Origin of the sequence: Streptomyces sp. LUP47B (genome assembly GCF_001746295.1) — a bacterium.
Classification (GTDB): domain Bacteria; phylum Actinomycetota; class Actinomycetes; order Streptomycetales; family Streptomycetaceae; genus Streptomyces.
Genome location: NZ_MJAH01000003.1, coordinates 95,986 through 112,944, shown reverse-complemented (window position 1 = coordinate 112,944; position 16,959 = coordinate 95,986). Strand labels below are relative to the sequence as shown.

General features: G+C 71.6%; 14 protein-coding genes and 1 pseudogene. 5 read left to right on the top strand and 10 right to left on the bottom strand.

The features are described 5' to 3' along the window. The first annotated feature begins 171 nt into the window (after positions 1-171). Entirely contained in the window at positions 172-378 is a 207-nt protein-coding gene (locus BFN33_RS11060) for a hypothetical protein (protein WP_069759779.1), read from the top strand. Between the two features lie 74 nt (positions 379-452). Here the strand turns inward: BFN33_RS11060 and BFN33_RS11055 are convergent, their stop codons facing one another. Further along, a complete protein-coding gene (locus BFN33_RS11055; RefSeq protein ID WP_069759778.1) occupies positions 453-1,583 on the bottom strand; it encodes a sulfite oxidase in 1,131 nt (376 codons plus the stop codon). 136 nt (positions 1,584-1,719) lie between these two features. Between BFN33_RS11055 and sthA the strand changes: the two genes are divergently transcribed. Next, positions 1,720-3,123: a Si-specific NAD(P)(+) transhydrogenase gene (sthA, locus tag BFN33_RS11050; RefSeq protein WP_069759777.1), complete on the top strand. Its 1,404-nt coding sequence runs from the start codon at positions 1,720-1,722 to the stop codon at positions 3,121-3,123. A 7-nt stretch (positions 3,124-3,130) separates the two neighbouring features. Here sthA and BFN33_RS11045 read toward each other — a convergent pair whose 3' ends face one another. Beyond that, positions 3,131-3,616 carry a DUF5709 domain-containing protein gene (locus tag BFN33_RS11045; protein WP_069759776.1) on the bottom strand — a complete coding sequence of 162 codons (486 nt, stop codon included), beginning with the start codon at positions 3,614-3,616 and terminating at the stop codon, positions 3,131-3,133. Positions 3,617-3,975: 359 nt separating this feature from the next. On the opposite strand from BFN33_RS11045, the gene BFN33_RS11040 reads away from it, so the two are divergent. Beyond that, positions 3,976-5,448, top strand: coding sequence for an APC family permease (locus BFN33_RS11040; RefSeq protein ID WP_069759775.1), 1,473 nt, complete (start codon positions 3,976-3,978; stop codon positions 5,446-5,448). Between the two features lie 11 nt (positions 5,449-5,459). Further along, on the top strand, positions 5,460-6,419 hold the full coding sequence (locus BFN33_RS11035) for a hypothetical protein (protein WP_069759774.1): 960 nt from the start codon (positions 5,460-5,462) through the stop codon (positions 6,417-6,419). 15 nt (positions 6,420-6,434) lie between these two features. Here the strand turns inward: BFN33_RS11035 and BFN33_RS11030 are convergent, their stop codons facing one another. The 6 genes from BFN33_RS11030 to BFN33_RS11005 form a co-directional block, all read right to left on the bottom strand. Continuing rightward, entirely contained in the window at positions 6,435-7,592 is a 1,158-nt protein-coding gene (locus BFN33_RS11030; protein WP_079140758.1) for a HoxN/HupN/NixA family nickel/cobalt transporter, read from the bottom strand. A 125-nt stretch (positions 7,593-7,717) separates the two neighbouring features. Beyond that, on the bottom strand, positions 7,718-8,572 hold the full coding sequence (gene prcB / locus BFN33_RS11025) for a proteasome subunit beta (protein WP_069759773.1): 855 nt from the start codon (positions 8,570-8,572) through the stop codon (positions 7,718-7,720). A 108-nt stretch (positions 8,573-8,680) separates the two neighbouring features. Next, positions 8,681-10,168, bottom strand: coding sequence for a hypothetical protein (locus tag BFN33_RS11020; protein WP_256122718.1), 1,488 nt, complete (start codon positions 10,166-10,168; stop codon positions 8,681-8,683). 130 nt (positions 10,169-10,298) lie between these two features. Continuing rightward, the gene (locus BFN33_RS11015; RefSeq protein WP_069759772.1) at positions 10,299-12,653 is read right to left on the bottom strand and encodes a glycoside hydrolase family 65 protein; all 2,355 of its coding nucleotides are present in this window, start codon (positions 12,651-12,653) and stop codon (positions 10,299-10,301) included. Continuing rightward, a complete protein-coding gene (locus tag BFN33_RS11010; protein ID WP_069759771.1) occupies positions 12,650-13,387 on the bottom strand; it encodes a beta-phosphoglucomutase family hydrolase in 738 nt (245 codons plus the stop codon). Before BFN33_RS11010 ends, BFN33_RS11015 begins: the two co-directional genes overlap by 4 nt. A 43-nt stretch (positions 13,388-13,430) precedes the next feature. Beyond that, entirely contained in the window at positions 13,431-13,871 is a 441-nt protein-coding gene (locus BFN33_RS11005) for an SgcJ/EcaC family oxidoreductase (RefSeq protein WP_069759770.1), read from the bottom strand. A 77-nt stretch (positions 13,872-13,948) separates the two neighbouring features. Here BFN33_RS11005 and BFN33_RS11000 point away from each other — a divergent pair, with 77 nt between their 5' ends. Continuing rightward, a complete protein-coding gene (locus tag BFN33_RS11000; RefSeq protein WP_069759769.1) occupies positions 13,949-14,611 on the top strand; it encodes a nucleoside/nucleotide kinase family protein in 663 nt (220 codons plus the stop codon). A 5-nt stretch (positions 14,612-14,616) separates the two neighbouring features. On the opposite strand, the pseudogene BFN33_RS10995 reads toward BFN33_RS11000, so the two are convergent. Both BFN33_RS10995 and BFN33_RS10990 read right to left on the bottom strand, forming a co-directional pair. After that, positions 14,617-15,234 (bottom strand): annotated as a pseudogene (locus tag BFN33_RS10995) (hypothetical protein); the annotation flags it as partial. Positions 15,235-15,240: 6 nt separating this feature from the next. Continuing rightward, the gene (locus BFN33_RS10990) at positions 15,241-16,959 is read right to left on the bottom strand and encodes a hypothetical protein (RefSeq protein ID WP_069759768.1); all 1,719 of its coding nucleotides are present in this window, start codon (positions 16,957-16,959) and stop codon (positions 15,241-15,243) included.

Genomic DNA, 16,959 nt, shown 5'->3' with positions numbered 1-16,959 from the left:
ACGCCTGCGGGATCATCCGGGCATCCCGGCGTCCGTCCGGCCGACGGCCCGCGGACGGGGCCCGCTCCGGACGCTTCAGGATGCAAGGTCGGCCCGGGCGTTGAATGGTGATAGCGGACCCGTTGACACCACCGGGACCGCACAGCGATCCGGATCCGAGGAGCAGAGATCATGCCGACGTCACAGCCCGACGCGTCCCGGTCGTCCGAGGACCGCACCACCCCGGACCACCTGCTCCACACCCGTACCGGCACCGAGGTGTCGCCGGAGGACCTCGTCCTTGCCTCGGGCAAGGACATCACCCCGCACAGTCTCGAATGGGCCCGGCGCAAGCTGGCGGCGGAGGGCCCGGCAGCGCTCGACAAGCTGCTGCCCTGACTCGAACCCGGTTCCCGGAGGGCCGCGTGGATCCACGGCGACGGCGGCGTCGTGGATCCGGACGCGGCTGTACGTCAGCCCCCGGACTCCTCGTCCAGGCACAGCACTTGGACCCGCTGCACGAGGTTGTTGGCGAACCCGCCCCGGTTCCAGGGCTGTTCCAGCGGCTGGGTGTGCCCCTCGGCGTCGGTGGCCCGTGCGCTGAGCACGTACTCCCCGGGCTCCGCACGCCAGTTGAAGCGCCAGCGCCGCCACGCCCAGCGGTGACCGGCGTCCGGTTCGAGTTGCGCCTCGTGCCAGGACTGTCCCGCGTCGGTGCTGACCTCGGCCCGGGTCACCGGCGCCCGCCCCGACCAGGCGCGTCCCTCCAGCGTCACGGTCCCGGGCCGGACCACGCGGGCCCGGGACATGAAGTCCGGGAATCCGGGCGGGACGAGCAGGGCGCGCGGCGCGATCCGGGTGACGGGCTCGCCGTCGTCCCCGGGGTGCTGCCGGAGCCGGTAGGCGACGGTCTGCTGGAAACCGGTGAACGCCGTGTCGGTGACGGTGATCTCGCGCAGCCACTTCACATGGGCCATGCCGTACCAGCCGGGCACCACGAGCCGGAGCGGGTGGCCGTGCTGCGGGGGCAGCGGGGTGCCGTTCATCTCGTAGGCGACCAGAACTTCGGGCTCCGTTCCGGTGGCCACGCCGAGGGGCAGGGCCCGCTGGTAGTCCTGTTCGACGCCGCGCTCCACGCCGTGGTCGGCGCCGGTGCACACCACGTCGACGGCGTCGGCCTCCACTCCGGCCTCGGCAAGCAGCAGCCGCAGCGGTACGCCGGTCCACTCGGCGGTGCCGACGGCCTCGACCAGCCAGGGCTGGCTGACCGGGCGGGGCGTGAGCACGGCCCGGCCGTTGCCCGCGCACTCCATCGTCACCCTGGTGGTAACCCTCGGCAGGGAACGCAGCTCGGCCGGGGTGAGGGCGAGCGGGCGGCGGACCCTGCCTCCGATCCCGAGCTGCCAGGGGGTGTCCTCGGGGACGTACGGGATGTCGTAGTGCGTGAGGAGGTAGTGCAGCCCGGGCGGGGTGAGGTCGTGGCGCATCGCCTCGAGCGGCAGACCGTGGTTGCGGGTGGCGAGCGCCAGTTCGTCCCGGCCGATGCCCTCGTCGGGGGCGGCGAGCCGGGCCGGGGTGCTCGTGTCGGCGAGTCGGTGGCCCATGGCCGTATTGTCCCGCGGTCCGGCTGCGCTGTCGCGGTCCGCGCGCCGACTCCTACAGCCGCTGCGCCGGTTCAGTGGGTGACCGGTTTCCTGCTCACCCTTTCGAAAGGGCCCCTGCGGCTGACAGACTCCCGAGGTGCCCGACTTCGACATGCTCGTCATCGGATCCGGTCCGGGTGGCCAGAAGGCCGCCATCGCCGCGGCCAAGCTGGGCCACCGGGTGGCCGTCGTCGACCGCCCCGACATGGTCGGCGGGGTCTCCATCCACACCGGCACCATCCCCTCCAAGACCCTGCGCGAGGCGGTGCTGTACCTGACCGGCCTCACCCAGCGCGACCTGTACGGACAGAGCTACCGGCTCAAGGAGGACATCACCGTCTCCGATCTGACCGCGCGCACCCAGCACGTGGTCGGCCGCGAGGTCGACGTGATCCGCAGTCAGCTCTCCCGCAACCACGTCGCTCTCTACGCCGGCACCGGCCGCTTCGTCGACCCGCACACCGTCGCCCTGCGCGAGGTCACCGGTCACGAACGTCTGCTCAGCGCGGAGAACATCGTCATCGCCACGGGCACGCGCCCGGCGCGGCCGGACACCGTCGAGTTCGACGGCCGCACGATCATGGACTCCGACAACGTGCTCGCCCTCGAACGCGTCCCGCGGTCCATGGTCATCGTCGGCGCCGGGGTCATCGGGATGGAGTACGCCTCCATGTTCGCCGCGCTCGGCAGCAAGGTGACGGTCGTCGAGAAGCGGCCCGGAATGCTCGACATCTGCGACGTCGAGGTCATCGAGGCGCTGAAGTACCACCTGCGCGACCTGGCCGTGACGTTCCGCTTCGGTGAGACCGTCGCCGCGGTCGAGCGCCACCCCCGCGGCACGCTGACCATCCTGGAGAGCGGCAAGAAGATACCCGCCGACGCCGTGATGTACTCGGCCGGCCGACAGGGCCTGACCGACGAACTCGACCTGGGCAAGGCGGGGTTGGCCGCCGACCGGCGTGGCCGGATCACGGTCGACGAGCACTACCGCACCGAGGTGCCGCACATCTACGCCGTGGGAGACGTGATCGGCTTCCCGGCGCTGGCGGCGACCTCCATGGAACAGGGCAGGTCGGCCGCCTACCACGCCTTCGGCGAGCCGGTCGGACAGATGCACCATCTCCAGCCCATCGGCATCTACACGATCCCGGAGATCAGCTTCGTCGGACGTACCGAGGATCAACTCACCGAGGACAGCGTGCCCTTCGAGGTCGGTATCTCCCGGTACCGCGAGCTCGCCCGCGGTCAGATCATCGGGGACTCCCACGGCATGCTGAAACTGCTGGTCTCCCCGGAGGACCGGACCCTGCTGGGCGTGCACTGCTTCGGCACCGGGGCCACCGAGCTGATCCACATCGGGCAGACCGTGATGGGCTGTGGCGGCACGGTCGACTATCTGGTCGACGCGGTGTTCAACTATCCGACGCTCGCCGAGTCGTACAAGATCGCGGCCCTGGACGCCACGAACAAACTCCGCCAGATCGACCGGATCGGGGACTGAACTTCCGTCAGGGTTCCTCGGCGGGGTCCTCGACGATGTGCACGGCGGCCTCCTCCGCGCCCGCCGCGCCCGCGTCGATGCCCACGTCCGTGGCGACCTCGTCCTTCGTGGTCGTGGGGTGGGCGCCCTCGTCGGGGGCGACGAGGCGTCCGGCGCGGTCGGAACCGGCCTCCGGGTCGACCGGTTCGCCCTCGCCGCCGGGGAGGTCGCCGATCTCGTCGCCGAGGGGCTCGGTCGCCTCGGGGACCTCCTGGGCGAGGCGCTCGTCGAGGGTCTCCCCGTCGTGCTGTTCGGCCGCGGTGGTGCCGTGCCGGGTGACGCCGAGGGGCTTCTCCGGTGGCGAGTAGCCCTCGTCGAGGGTGTCGTCGTAGGTCCGTTCGTCGACGGCGTCCTGAAGGTCGAGCGGCGCCGCGTCCTCCTGCTCCTCGTTGGTTCCGGTGGGCTGGTAGGCGTCGTCGGCCAGCGGCTCGGCGGATGTCGGTTCGGTGCCCATGGGCTGCCTCCCTCGCGCGTCGCGTACGGTTCGGTGCGATGTCCTGATCCGCGTTTCCCCGTATGCGCTCTCCAACCTCAAAAGGCCGCCGGAGTAAGGCATTCCACGGCCGGAAGGTTACCCCCCAGTTAATCTTGAAGGATCAAGGAATGCGGCTATCATCACTCGCATACACGGAGTGACCGGCCGTCCACGCAGCGGCCGTACGGTCGTCCTCCGCCACCCCCTTCGTTCCCCTCTCCACCGCCCCTGCCCGAGGCCATCCCTCTCAGCGCCCGGGGCGGAGCCACTCCCCACCCCCTTTGCGCCGTACGGTCCCCCGCCGCCGTGCGTCGTGCCCTACCGAAAGCAGCGCAACCATGATCAACAGCAGGGGCAGAGGGCTGCAGGCCAATGCCCTCGGTACCTTCGACACCGTGGTGATGGCCGTCGCGGGCAGTGCGCCGGCGTACTCGATCGCCGCGACCACCGCGGTCCTGGTCGGCTCGGTGGGCCTGGCCAGTCCGGCTGCTCTGCTGTACTGCGCGATCCCCATGCTGGGCATCGCGCTCGCGTTCAGCTACCTCGGCCGGATCGACGTCAACGCGGGCGCCAGTTACTCCTGGGTGGGCCGCACGCTCCACCCCTTTCTGGGCTTCGTCAGCGGCTGGGCGCTGGTCATCTCGGCGACCATCTTCATGGTGGCCGGATCGCTGCCCGCCGGTTCGATGACGCTGTCCCTCTTCGACCAGGACCTCGCCGACAACACCGCGCTGTCCACCGTCGTGGGCGCGGCCTGGTTCGTGCTGATGCTGCTCGTGGTGCTCGGCGGTGCCCGGCTGACCGTGCGCGCCCAGCTCGTCATGTCCGGTGTGGAGCTCGCGATACTCGCCCTGTTCGCGGTGCTCGCGTTCTTCCACACGGGCAACGCGCTCGCCTTCGACTGGTCCTGGCTCGGCTTCGGCCACTTCGACGGCGTGCAGGGCTTCGCCTCGGGGGCGCTGATCGCCGCGTTCTACTACTGGGGCTGGGACGTCACCAGCAACCTGAGCGAGGAGACCCGCAACAGCCGCCGTACGACGGGACTCGCCGGGCTCATCGGGGTCGGCATCGTCTTCCTGCTGTTCGAGGTGTTCACCATCGCGGTGAACGTCATCCTCACCTCGAAGCAGATCGAGGACAACGACGCCAACGTGCTCGCCGTGCTCGGTGACGAGATCTGGCCGGGCTGGGGCGGCAAGCTGCTGATCGTCGCGGTGATGCTGTCGACCATCGCCACGCTGGAGACCACACTGATCCAGGTCACGCGCTCGCTGTTCGCGATGGGCCGGGACCGTACGATGCCGTCCGCGCTGGGCCGGGTGCACCGCCGCTGGAACACGCCGTGGGTGGCGATCGTGGTGGTCGGCGCGGTGGCGCTGATGATGTTCATCGCCTCCAACGCCCTGGGCTCGGTGGGCGACATCCTCTCCGACGCGATCTCGGCGATCGGGCTGCAGATCGCCGTCTACTACGGCCTCAGCGGCCTCGCGGTCGTCGTCGCGTACCGCAAGATGCTGCTGAAGTCCCCGGCCGACTTCCTGCTCGGCGGGCTGTGGCCGTTGCTGGGCGCCCTGTTCATGTTCTGGATATTCGTCGAGTCGCTCGGCGAGCTGAGCACGGCCGCGATCACCATCGGCGTCGGCGGGCTCGCCGTGGGCCTGATCCCGATGCTCTGGTACTGGAGGCGGGGCAGCGACTACTACCGGCCCGCGAGGCTTGACGCGAGCCGTACTGTCGAGGCGGACTACGTTCCCGACGGCGGGGCATCGGGGCCTTCGCTCGTCCACGACGGTCTCCCCACCGACTTCTGAGGGGTTGTGCGATGGCGAGAGACCGTTTCGCCCCCGAGTTCGACTCCGACTGCGGGGACGTCCCGCTCACCACCGCCCGCCAGGACATCGTCATCGGCCGCTGGCAGGGCCTGCGGGAGCTGTTGCGCGCCACCGGTCCCGACTGGCTCTCACGGGGGCACCGGGTGCGGACGCTCGCCCAGGCCTGCGCGGGCAGTTCGACGGTGGAGTCATGGCTGGCGGCCGAGCCGCACAACGGTGACGCGCTGGTGCTGAGGGCGGCCACGGAGACGGCCAGGGCGTTCAACCTGGCCATCGCCGCGGGCCGGGGTGTGCCGATCGACCAGCGTCGCATCGACGCCGCGGTGATGGCCTGTCTGCAGGCCGCCGAGGCTTTCTTGGACGACCCGACACCGTGGATCTCCCTGATCTCGGTGGCGCGGCTGTACCCGGCCGGGGTGCGGCGGCAGGAACTGGGCCGCTGGTGGGACGAACTGCACGGGCGTGATCCGTACAGCGTCGAGGGCCACCTCCAGGTGCTGCACTACTACTCGTCCCGCTGGCACGGCTCGCACGGCCTGATGTACGACTTCGCCCGCGACGCGGCCGGGGTGGCACCACCGGGATGCGCGCTGCCCGTGCTGGTGCAGTACGCGCGGGTCGAGGAGTACCGGGCCGCGGAGGACGCGGCCGAGGACAGGCGGACGTCCGTGGGGCTGGGGCAGCACTGGAAGAACGACGGGGCCGTCAGCGATGTGCGGCGCACCTGGCAGCGCTGGATCATGGGCCGCGCCGACCACCCGGTCGCCCCGGGTGAGCTGCGCGACTTCAACTATCTGGCCCACGCGGCCTGCCACGCGGGCCTCCACGAGATCGCCGTCCCCCTCCTGCAGATGCTGGACCGCCGGGGCACCCGTACTCCCTGGTCGTACACCGGGGATCCGGAGCGCGAGTTCACGAAATGGCGCAGGGACTTCAAGGTGCGGGCCTGAGCGTGTCCAGCGGGGTCAGCCTCCGGACCGCTCCCCCGCCAAGCCCGCCGTCCACTTCTCCTCGATCCGGCCGACCTTCCACACCACCAGCGCGACGACCCACGTGGCGAAGAACAGTCCCACGATGACGAAGCCGAGGAGGTTGAGGTCGAGGCCGCTGATCCAGTCCCAGAAAAGGCCGTGCAGGCCGAGTTTCTCGGCGAGCAGGCCCAGGAGCTCGACCGTGCCGATGAGAAGGGCCACCGCGACGGACAGGCCGGTGACCGTGAGGTTGTAGTAGACCTTGCGGACCGGCTTCGAGAACGCCCAGCCGTAGGCGAAGTTCATGAAGGAGCCGTCGATCGTGTCGAGGAGGGACATGCCGGCGGCGAAGAGGACCGGCAGGGTGAGGATCGCGTACCAGGGCAGTCCGGAGGCCGCGCCCGACCCGGCCAGGACCAGCAGGGCGATCTCCGTCGCCGTGTCGAAGCCCAGGCCGAACAGGAGGCCGAGGGGGTACATCTGCCAGGGCTTGGTGATCGACTTCATGACACGGCCGAGCAGGCGGTTCATGAAGCCGCGGTTGTTCAGCTGCTCCTCCAGCGCGGCCTCGTCGTAGCGGCCCGAGCGCATCCGCCGGAACACCTTCCAGATGCCCACGAGAACGACCAGGTTGACCGCCGCGATCAGATAGAGGAACACGCCCGAGACGGTCGTACCGATCAGCGCGGTCACGTCGTGGAGCCCGGAGCCGTCGTCGCGCACGGGTCCCGCGAGGGTCTTCACACCGAGCGAGAACAGCAGCGCCAGGACGAAGACGACACTGGAGTGGCCGAGCGAGAACCAGAAGCCGACCGACAGCGGCCGCTGTCCCTCCCCCATCAGCTTGCGGGTGGTGTTGTCGATGGCCGCGATGTGGTCGGCGTCGAAGGCGTGCCGCATCCCGAGCGTGTAGGCGGTCACGCCGATGCCGATACCGAAGGACTTCTCGCCGACGCTGTAGTGGTGCGGGGCGACGATCGCGACGAGGGTGAACCAGCCGATCACGTGCAGCGCCACCACGAACGCCGCCATGCCCGCCGCCCTGACCCACTCCTGTCGCGTCATGGAGCCACGGACGCGGTGCCATACCGAGCCTCTCGCGGGTCCGGCGGCGGGGAGGAGGGGCGGAGCGGAGTCAGGGGCGGCCGTCATCGGGCGGAGGATCCTTCTTTCGGGTACGGCCGCACTCAGCAGCCTTGTGCCATCCTCCGGTACCTGCAAGTCATGTGCAGTAAAGCCCGTGACAGGTCTTCCCCACGACTGGGGAAAGTGCCCTGTCAGGGCGTCGCGTTCGGCCCGTCCGGCCGGTTGCCGCGCTGCTCGACCATCTCGCGGCTGAGGGCCTCGGTCTCCGGCTCGGACAGTCGCTCGAAGCCGTCCTCGGTGATGACGGAGACGATGGGGAAGATCCGGCGGCTGATGTCGGGGCCACCGGTCGCGGAGTCGTCGTCGGCCGCGTCCCACAAGGCCTGGAGCGCGGCGAGGGCGGCGTCGCGGCGGTCGAGGCCCTTGCGGAACAGTTTCTTCAGGGCGCCTCTGGCGTACGGCGATCCGGAGCCCTCGGCGTGGAAGTCGGTCTTCTCGTAGAGTCCGCCGGCGATGTCGAAGCTGAAGATGCGGCCGCGTTCGCCCTCGGGCGCCGAGGGGTCGTAGCCGGTGAGGAGGGGGACCACGGCGAGGCCCTGCATGGCCTGGCCGAGGTTCTGCCGGATCATGCCGGCCAACCGCCTCGCCTTGCCGTCGAGGGTCATGGCGACGCCCTCGATCTTCTCGAAGTGCGTCAGTTCGACCTGGTACAGCTTGACCATGTCGAGGGCGAGGCCGACGGTGCCGGCGAAGGCGACCGCCGTGTGGTCGTCGGCGGGGTGCACCTTCTCCAGGTCGCGCTGGGCGATGAGGTTGCCCATGGTGGCCCTGCGGTCACCGGCGATGAGGACGCCATCGCGGTAGGAGAGGGCCAGCACGGTCGTGCCGTGCGGCACCTGGTCGGGAGCGGCCCGCACATCGTCGGGCAGGACGCGGCGGGTGCTGAGCAGCTCGGGGCGGTGGGCCGCCAGGAACTCGGTGAAGGACGAGGAGCCCGGGGTGAAGAACTCCTCCCCTAACCGTCCGCCGTTCTCGTTCCACGTCATGGCACTCCCCCTCGCCTCGGGCCGACACCCGAAGTCCTACCAGAGCGACAGGGTCCGGAAACGCCCGTCGCGCTCGGCGAGGTGGGGCGACGCCGATCCGCTCGGACGTCAGGCCGGCCCGCGCCCGCTCACGTTCGGCGCGACGTGGATGTCCATCCCTGCGGCGGACAGGGTGTGCCAGTCGCGGGCGTAGGCGGGTGGCGAACCGCCGGGCCTGGTGAGGACGGCGACCGGCATACGGCGGGACGCCGCGACGATCCCGGACTCGCTGCTGTTCGCGTTGTGGCCGAACGCCGCCGCCGAGGTGCACCCGGCGTAGTACGCCACGGGGACCGACAGATGGCCGGTGAGCAGACAGGGTGGGCGCACCCCGAGGCGGTTCAGCTCGGCCGCGGTACGGGCCCAGTCGCGGTGGTCGCGCGTGGTGCGGTGCACCGCGCGCTCCAGCACGGCGTACTGCACCGCCAGATGCCCCGCCAGTCCGATCCCGAGCAGCACCGCCGCCACCGGACGCCAACGGCCCGACGGGGTGGTCGCCAGGTGGAACAGGGCGTCGGCGACCGGGATCGCGAGCAGGGCGTAGGCGGGCAGCAGGAAGCGGGGAGCCGCGTATCCGATCAGGAAGAGGTAGGGCACGGCGGCCGTCGCGGCGCAGGCCAGCGGGACGAGGGAGCCTCGGGTGCGCCCGGCCCGGACCGCGACCGCGAGCCCGACGGCTGCCAGCAGCGGGAGCACGGCCCACCAGGCCATGACGGCGGGGTCCGGCAGCGGCCCGGTGCACGGGCGGCACAGGGCCCGGCCGCCCAGGCTGCGCAGTTGGTCGTCGACGGCGAACTGCGGGCCGAGGCCGCCCTGGATGCGGGAGCCTTCGTGCAGACGCTCGGCCAGGCCGCCGTAGCTGAGGTACGCCTCGATCACCCACTGCGCACCACCCGCCACCAGTCCGGCCACCAGGGCGAGGGCGGACCTCGGACGGCGGCCGAGGGCTGCGGCGACGAGCAGCGGCAGGGTGACCCACACGGCGTCGGTGGGCCGCATCCACGCCATGAGCGCGGCACCCGCCACGACACCCCACAGTGCCCTCGGGTCCTGACGGGCCCGCAGGAAGCAGCCCACCGCGCCCAGTGCGCCGACGGCGACCCAGTAGTTGGGCATGGCCTGCGGGCCGTAGAACAGTGTGATCCACAGGGAGGCGAACAGGGCGCCGCCGACGGCGAGGACGCGGGCCGGGAAGAGGCCGCGCCAGGCGCGCAGGGCCACGTAGAGGCCGAGGCCGGACAGCACTGCGAGATAGACGCGCAAAAGTTCGGTCGAGGTCGACCAGCTCGCGATCGGCGCCACCAGCAGCGAGACGCCACGGGCCCGCGGGGCGCTGAAGAAGGCGGCCGGGGCCTGCACGCCGACCTGGCTGACATAGACGGTCTCGTCCCAGCCGAGGCCCATGCCGGGGCGGACCAGGACGAGTTGGGCCAGGGTGAAGACGGCGGCCACCGCAGCGATCGGCCGGGTGCCCCCGGCCCGCGGAGAGGCCGCCGAGGCAACGGACGGCGTACGTCCTCGCGCGACGACGAGCAGGGCGCGGTCGCCGCGAGCCATCGTCCACCCCTCACCCCCGTGTGCCGCGGGGACTTGATCCACTGCAAAACATGGACAAAGTAACCCGCGGCAGCGGCGGGTGCAGGGTGGAGTTCGGCCAAGCGGTGTCTGTCCGGATCGCGTCCTCGGGTCAGCGGGCGTGGGGGCTGCGATGGGCGGGCTGGCCCGGGGCCGGGCGGTCCGGCGTTGGTGGGACGGGGCGGACGACCGGGCCGTCGCCGTTCACGGTCAGGGCGGCGCCGTGGTGGCGGATCGTCAAAGGAGCACCCGACATCAGGGTGTACGTCGCCTTGTCCGGGCCGATCTCCACCCGCAGACAGCGCCCGAGCAGCTGGAGGTTGAAGGCGAGGCGGCTGAGCCGCTCGGGCAGCCGGGGCGCGAAGCGGAGGGACTGGCCGTCACGGCGCAGACCGCCGAATCCGGCGACGAGGGCCGTCCAGGTGCCGGCGAGGGAGGCGATGTGGAGTCCGTCGCGGGTGTTGTTCTCCAGGTCGGCGAGATCCATCAGCGCCGCCTCGGTCGTGTAGGCGTACGCGAGGGACAGGTGTCCGGCGCGGGCGGCGACGACCGCCTGGACGCAGGCCGACAGGGAGGAGTCCCGTACGGTCAGGGGCTCGTAGTACGCGAAGTTGCGGGCGATCTGCTCCTCGCCGTGGAACTCCTCGAACCAGCCGCTGCACAGGTACATCGCCAGCACCAGGTCCGCCTGCTTGACGACCTGTTTGCGGTAGATGTCGAAGTAGGGGAAGTGCAGCATCAGCGGGTACTGGTCGGGGCGGGTGCCGTCGAAGTCCCACTGCTGGTACCGGGTGAAGCCCGCGTGCTGTTCGTGCACGCCGAGTTCGTCGTTGTAGGGGATGTGCACGGCCTCGGCCGCGTCCCGCCAGGCGGCGCTCTCCTCGTCGTCCACGCCGAGTGCGGCGGCCTGTTCCGGATGGCGGGCGCAGGCGTGGGCGGCGGCGAGGAGGTTCGCGCGGGCCATGAGGTTGGTGTACGTGTTGTCGTCGGCGATCGCGCTGTACTCGTCGGGGCCCGTGACGCCGTCGATGTGGAAGACGCCGTGGTGGTCGTGGTGGCCGAGCGAGCGCCACAACCGGGCCGTCTCCACGAGGAGTTCCACGCCGGTGTCGCGTTCGAAGTCGGTGTCCCCGGTGGCCTCGGTGTAGCGCACCACGGCGTCCGCGACGGCGGCGTTGACGTGGAAGGCGGCGGTACCGGCGGGCCAGTAGGCCGATCCCTCCGAGCCCTCGATGGTCCGCCAGGGGAACGCGGCGCCGTTCAGGCCGAGCTGGGCGGCGCGTTCGCGGGCGGCGGGCAGGGTGTGCTGCCGCCAGCGCAGGGCCTCGGAGACGGCGCCGGGCTCGGTGTAGGTGAGCAGGGGCAGGACGAAGGTCTCGGTGTCCCAGAAGGCGTGCCCGTCGTAGCCGGATCCGGTCAGACCCTTGGCGGGGATGGCCCGTTGCTCCGCGCGGGCGCCTGCCTGGAGCACATGGAAGAGCGCGAAGCGGACGGCCTGCTGGATCTCCTCGTCGCCGTCGACCTCGACGTCGGCGCGGGCCCAGAAGTCGTCGAGGTAGCCGCGCTGTTCCTCCAGGAGTCCGTCCCAGCCGCTGTGACCCGCGGCCGCGAGCGCCGCGTCGACCTGGTCGCTCATCGCGGGCCGGGAGCGGACCCCGGACCAGCCGTGGGCGACGAGCTTCTCCATCCGCAGCCGCTGTCCCGGCTCCAGTACGGAGGTGACGGTCAGCCGGGCCAGGTCCACCGTCTCCTCGCTGCTCGTGGTGGTGCGTTCGGGTCCTTCGACGACGTGGTCGGCGGCCACGGCGACCCTCAGTCCGCTGCGCCGGGTGCGGTGCACCAGCCGCAGACGCGTGCCGTCGGCGAAGCCCTCCTCGTGTTCCAGCGGCGACTTCAGGGCCTTGGAGGCGCGCGGGTCGCCGTTCGCCCCGGGCAGGCTCTCGTTGGTGACGAGTTCGGACTGGATCACCACGCGGGTGCGGCTGTCGACGGGCTCCACCTCGTAGGCCACGGCGGCGACCGCCCGCTGGGTGAGCGAGACGAGCCGGGTCGAGCGCAGCCGTATCCGCGATCCCGCCGGTGAGATCCACTCGCAGGACCGCTCCAGGACGCCCCGGCGCAGGTCGAGGGTGCGTTCGTGGGCGACGAGACGGCCATAGCGCAGGTCGAAGGGCTCGTCGTCGACGAGGAGCCGCACGATCTTGCCGTTGGTGACGTCGATGACGGTCTGGCCGGACTCCGGATAGCCGTATCCGGCCTCGGCGTACGGCAGCGGGTGCAGTTCGTGGACGCCGTTGAGGTAGGAGCCGGGCAGGCCGTGCGGTTCGCCCTCGTCGAGGTTGCCGCGCCAGCCGACGTGGCCGTTGGACAGGGCGAACACGGACTCGCTCTGGGCCAGGACATCGAGGTTGAGGGAGGTCTCGCGGACGGCCCAGGGCTCGACGGTGTAGGAGCGGTGGGTGATCACGCGTGTCCTCCCAGTTCGGCGAGGCCCTTCACGACCACGTCGGCGCCGTGCTCGTAGAGGGCGTCGGCCTGCCCGACGCGGTCGAGGCCGACAACGTATCCGAAGCGGCCCGCGCGGCCCGCGTCCATGCCGGCGAGGGCGTCCTCGAAGACGGCGGACCGGGGTGCGTCCAGGCCCAGGTCGTGGGCCGCGGCGAGGAAGGTGTCGGGGCGCGGCTTGCCGGGCAGGTGCCGCTCGGCCGCGACCACGCCGTCGACGCGTACGTCGAACAGGTCCTCGGCGTCGATCGCCCGCAGCACGTCACGGCAGTTGGCGCTGGAGGAGACGATCGCGGTGCGCAGACCCTGTGCGCGGGCCGCCCGGATGTAGGTCAGGGTGTCGTCGTAGGCCTCGACCCCGTCGGTGCGGATCTTCTCCAGGACGAGGGCGTTCTTGCGGTTGCCCAGGCCGTGCACCGTCTCCGCGCCCGGCGGATCGTCCGGATTCCCCTCCGGCAGTTCGATGCCGCGGGAGGCGAGGAAGGTGCGCACGCCGTCGGCCCGTGGCAGACCGTCGACGTACTCGTCGTAGTCGTGGTCGTCGAAAGGCCGGAAGTCCTCGCCCTCGCGTTCCCGCAGGAACGCGTCGAACATCTCCTTCCACGCGGCCGCGTGCACGACGGCCGTCCTGGTGACGACCCCGTCGAGGTCGAACAGGCAGGCCTTGATCTCTTCTGGCAGACCGAGCTCCGTCATACAGGACACGGTTCCCTGCTGAGCGCTGTGCCAACAGGCGGATTCAGTCGTGGGGGAAGGAGTGGTGCTCGTGGGCCACCAGCCAGCGGCCGCGCTCCTTGCGCAGACCGAAGGTGAGTCTGAGCCGGAAGCCGGGATGTTCGGCGAGTTCCTCCGGGGTGGCGCAGCGCACCAGGGCATGGGCGTACGCGACGTCGGAGCCGGCGGTGATGTCGAGGGACTCGATGTCGAAGCAGGCGCCCTGGGCCTGCCACGCGAAGAAGGGCGGCCAGGCCGCGCGGTAGGCGGCGAGGCCACGGATGCCCTGGTGGGGCGGCGGCACGTCGAACATCACGAGGTCCTGGGCGTGGTCGGCGATCACGCCGGCGAGGTCGCCGCGGTGGACGGCCGCGGCCCACCCGGTGATGAGGGCGCGGATCTGCGCCTCGTCGTCGGAGGCGTCGAAGTCGGCCGAGGCGTCGGAGGCGTCGAAGTCCTGGGGCACGGCTGGGGCTCCTTTCTCCCCTTCCGCCCTCCAGGGTGCCTGGCCGACCTGTGGTCGCCGAATGACACACTCGGCGTGTGCCGCTGACCTTCGACGACCTCCTGACCCGCGCCCGTTCCCTCGCCGGACCCGAGGGGCGGGCCGTCCTCGGTATCGCCGGTGCCCCCGGCTCGGGCAAGACGACCCTCGCCGAGCGTCTGGTGCGGGCGCTGAACGGCTCCGGGGAGCCCTGGGTGACGCACGTCCCCATGGACGGCTTCCACCTCGCCGACGTTGAGCTGGAGCGGCTCGGTCTGCGGGACCGCAAGGGCGCGCCCGAGACCTTCGACGCGGGCGGGTACGCGGCCCTGCTGCGGCGGCTCCGCGAGGAGACGGACAGCGACGTGGTGTACGCGCCGGGTTTCGAGCGGGTGCTGGAGCAGCCGGTCGCCGGGGCGATCCCGGTGCCGCCGACGGCCCGGCTGATCGTGACCGAGGGGAACTACCTGCTGCTCGGCACCGGTGCCTGGACGCGGGTACGGACCGCTCTGGACGAGGTGTGGTTCTGCGCGCTCGACGAGGACGAGCGGGTGCGCCGGCTGGTCGCCCGGCACGAGGAGTTCGGCAAGACCCACGAGGAGGCGTTGGCGTGGGTGCGGCGCTCGGACCAGCGCAACGCGGAGCTGGTGGCGACGACCCGGGACCGGGCCGACCTGGTGGTGCCGGTGGCGACGCTGCCGCGCGCCGGCAGCCGGGCGTAGGCCCTTCAGCAGGCGGACAGCGTCAGTTCCGGCTCACCGTGGGCGTCGCCCGCCGGGTCGCCGATGCGTGCGGTGAACGCCTCGGTGTGCACCGTGAGACCGGCGCCCTCGCGCTCGAAGGTGGCCGCGAGGGTGCCCTCGGGTCCGTAGCGCACGGCGAAGACGTGCAGGTCGTCCGGGGCATCCGGCACGGAGCCGGCCTCCAGCGCGGAGGAGCCGACCAGATGGCGCCAGCCCTCGTCGGGGTTGCCGTACCCGCGGGGGTCGGCGGCCAGCGCGAACGCCGCCTGCTCCTGGGTCGTCTCCGAGCAGGCATCGAAGTGGTCCACGCCCTGCGCCTCGGGGTGCGTCAGCCGCAGGGTGCCCGCGGAGGCCACCTGCGCCTCGGCCGTCCGGCGCACCCGGTCGCCGTCGTCCTCGGCGTACGGCAGACCGGCCAGCAGGTAGGGCGTGCCGGGGAGCCGTTCCACCGAAACCGTGGTCCACAGGCTCCTGCCGTCGGTGACGTACAGGGACTGGATGTGGCGCAGGACGTGGTCGCGGTCGACGACCGGCTTGGTGACCAGCTTCGCCGCGAGGCCGTCGGCGCGCACGTCACGCACCCGGACCTGACCCATGGTTCGTCGGGGTCACACGTCGGGTGCGAGGCGGCGGGCGTGCAGAGCGACGGTCAGGGTCTGAGGGCCGTGTCCCCCGATGTAGACATGGTTCCCGGTCGTCGCGTCGGTGCCGCCCACCACGGTGTAGTCCTGCCCCGGGTCGTAGCGCAGTACGTCGCTCAGGTCCGGCCCGGCGAGCGGTTCGCCCGCCTCCACGCCGGCCTCGACGCGGATCTCGTCGTCGCCGACCCGGTAGGTCATCGGCCCGGTCGTCAGGCACCAGCGTCCGTCACCGATCGGTACGGCGCCCTCGGTCACGCCGCCCGGCCGGAAGGTCAGTTCGAGGGCCCAGGGCACCCGTGGTCCGCTGATGTCGATCCGCAGGTCGGCGCCGTCCTCCCGCAGGTCGACCTCGACGCGGGTCGTGTGCGAGACCTCGTCCCGGGGCCGGTCGGGGAAGGCCATCGCGGCCGAGAAGCGGCCCTCGTCCGTCATCCGGTAGGCGCCGCCGTCCCGTCGCCGATCCGGTGGGAGCGGCTGGTAGTAGGCGGCCGTGAGGGTTTCGGTGAGCCGGTAGCGGCTGTCGGCGAGCTGTTCCATGTCGGCGGCGCGGAACGGGCCCAGGTCGAAGAACCCCCGCGAGAGACGCACCGCGTCGAGGACGGCGTCGCCGGCGAACAGCCGCAGGAAGGTGGGATTGCAGGCGAGGCCCGAGCGGATGCGCCGGTGCTCGGGCACGTCGGAGCCGCCGTACACCACCGTGTGCGCGGTGGCCGAGGCGCGAGCTGCGAGACGCGCGGTGGTGAGGTACCGGTCGCGCGGAAGAGTCTCGGCGGTCGGGGCCGGCAGGGCGCGGCACAGGTCCGGGGTGAGGAGGGTCTCGGCGAGCAGGTCGGGGTCGTCGATACCGCCGGCGGCCGCCAGCCGCGCCACCCGGGCGAAGTCGCCCCGGCCGGTGCGGATCGCGAGCAACCGGTAATGCGGCAGGTAGGGCGCCAGCGGGAACGGGTGGTTCTGGTCCTGCCGTCGCGAGTGGACGGTCTCCACCGTGCCGTCCGGCCTGATCAGGTCCAGGGTCGTGGCGAGATTGCGTTCGACCACGTACAGCAGGTCGGCGCGGCCGAGCACTTCGGCCAGCAGCAGCAGCGACGGGTTGGACACGTGGGCCGCGTAGTTGGCGCTCCGCTCCGAGTACAGGCCCTCCGCGTCGATGTCGACGCCCTCGGCGAGCCACTCCTCGATGCGGTCGAGCAGCCGGTCGTCGGGGAACGACCGGTGCAGCCGGGCCAGCGCCGCGCTCAGCTCCCAGCGGTGGTTCGGGGTGTGCGCCCCACCGGTCAGGAGACTGCCGGAGGCGGCGTCGGCGATCTCCGCGAGCGCGGCCGTGACCTCGCTCAGTTCCGGCCCCGCGTCGGCGGCGAGGACGTGCGCGTCGCACACGTCGTTGACGGTGAAGGCGGAGTCCGGCGGCGACTGCACGTTGTCGCCGCCGGCGAAGAGGCCGGTGGGTGTCTGTACGGCCCGCAGGGCACGCAGATGGGTCATCGCTGCGGCGACGGCCTGCCCGCTGCCGTGCAGTGCCGAGTCCGGGGAACGGTAGGCCGCGACCAGGGTCTTCACCCGCCGCGCCAGACCACGGTGCGGCACACCGGCGGGCTCCTCGTGGGGGGCGGCCGCCGGCGGGACGGCCGACCGGTCGGCGGCGGCGGCCGCCGCGCGGACGAACTCGTGGTCGAGCGGCGTAAGCAC

Excerpts from the sequence above, each read along its gene's own strand:
- BFN33_RS11010 (WP_069759771.1), bottom strand. The coding sequence starts at position 13,387 with ATGACGGAGCTCGGTCTGCCAGAAGAGATCAAGGCCTGCCTGTTCGAC.
- prcB (WP_069759773.1), bottom strand. The coding sequence starts at position 8,572 with ATGACGTGGAACGAGAACGGCGGACGGTTAGGGGAGGAGTTCTTCACC.
- BFN33_RS11060 (WP_069759779.1), top strand. The coding sequence starts at position 172 with ATGCCGACGTCACAGCCCGACGCGTCCCGGTCGTCCGAGGACCGCACC.
- BFN33_RS11030 (WP_079140758.1), bottom strand. The coding sequence starts at position 7,592 with ATGACGGCCGCCCCTGACTCCGCTCCGCCCCTCCTCCCCGCCGCCGGA.
- BFN33_RS11040 (WP_069759775.1), top strand. The coding sequence starts at position 3,976 with ATGATCAACAGCAGGGGCAGAGGGCTGCAGGCCAATGCCCTCGGTACC.
- BFN33_RS11035 (WP_069759774.1), top strand. The coding sequence starts at position 5,460 with ATGGCGAGAGACCGTTTCGCCCCCGAGTTCGACTCCGACTGCGGGGAC.
- BFN33_RS11055 (WP_069759778.1), bottom strand. The coding sequence starts at position 1,583 with ATGGGCCACCGACTCGCCGACACGAGCACCCCGGCCCGGCTCGCCGCC.
- BFN33_RS11020 (WP_256122718.1), bottom strand. The coding sequence starts at position 10,168 with ATGGCTCGCGGCGACCGCGCCCTGCTCGTCGTCGCGCGAGGACGTACG.
- BFN33_RS11045 (WP_069759776.1), bottom strand. The coding sequence starts at position 3,616 with ATGGGCACCGAACCGACATCCGCCGAGCCGCTGGCCGACGACGCCTAC.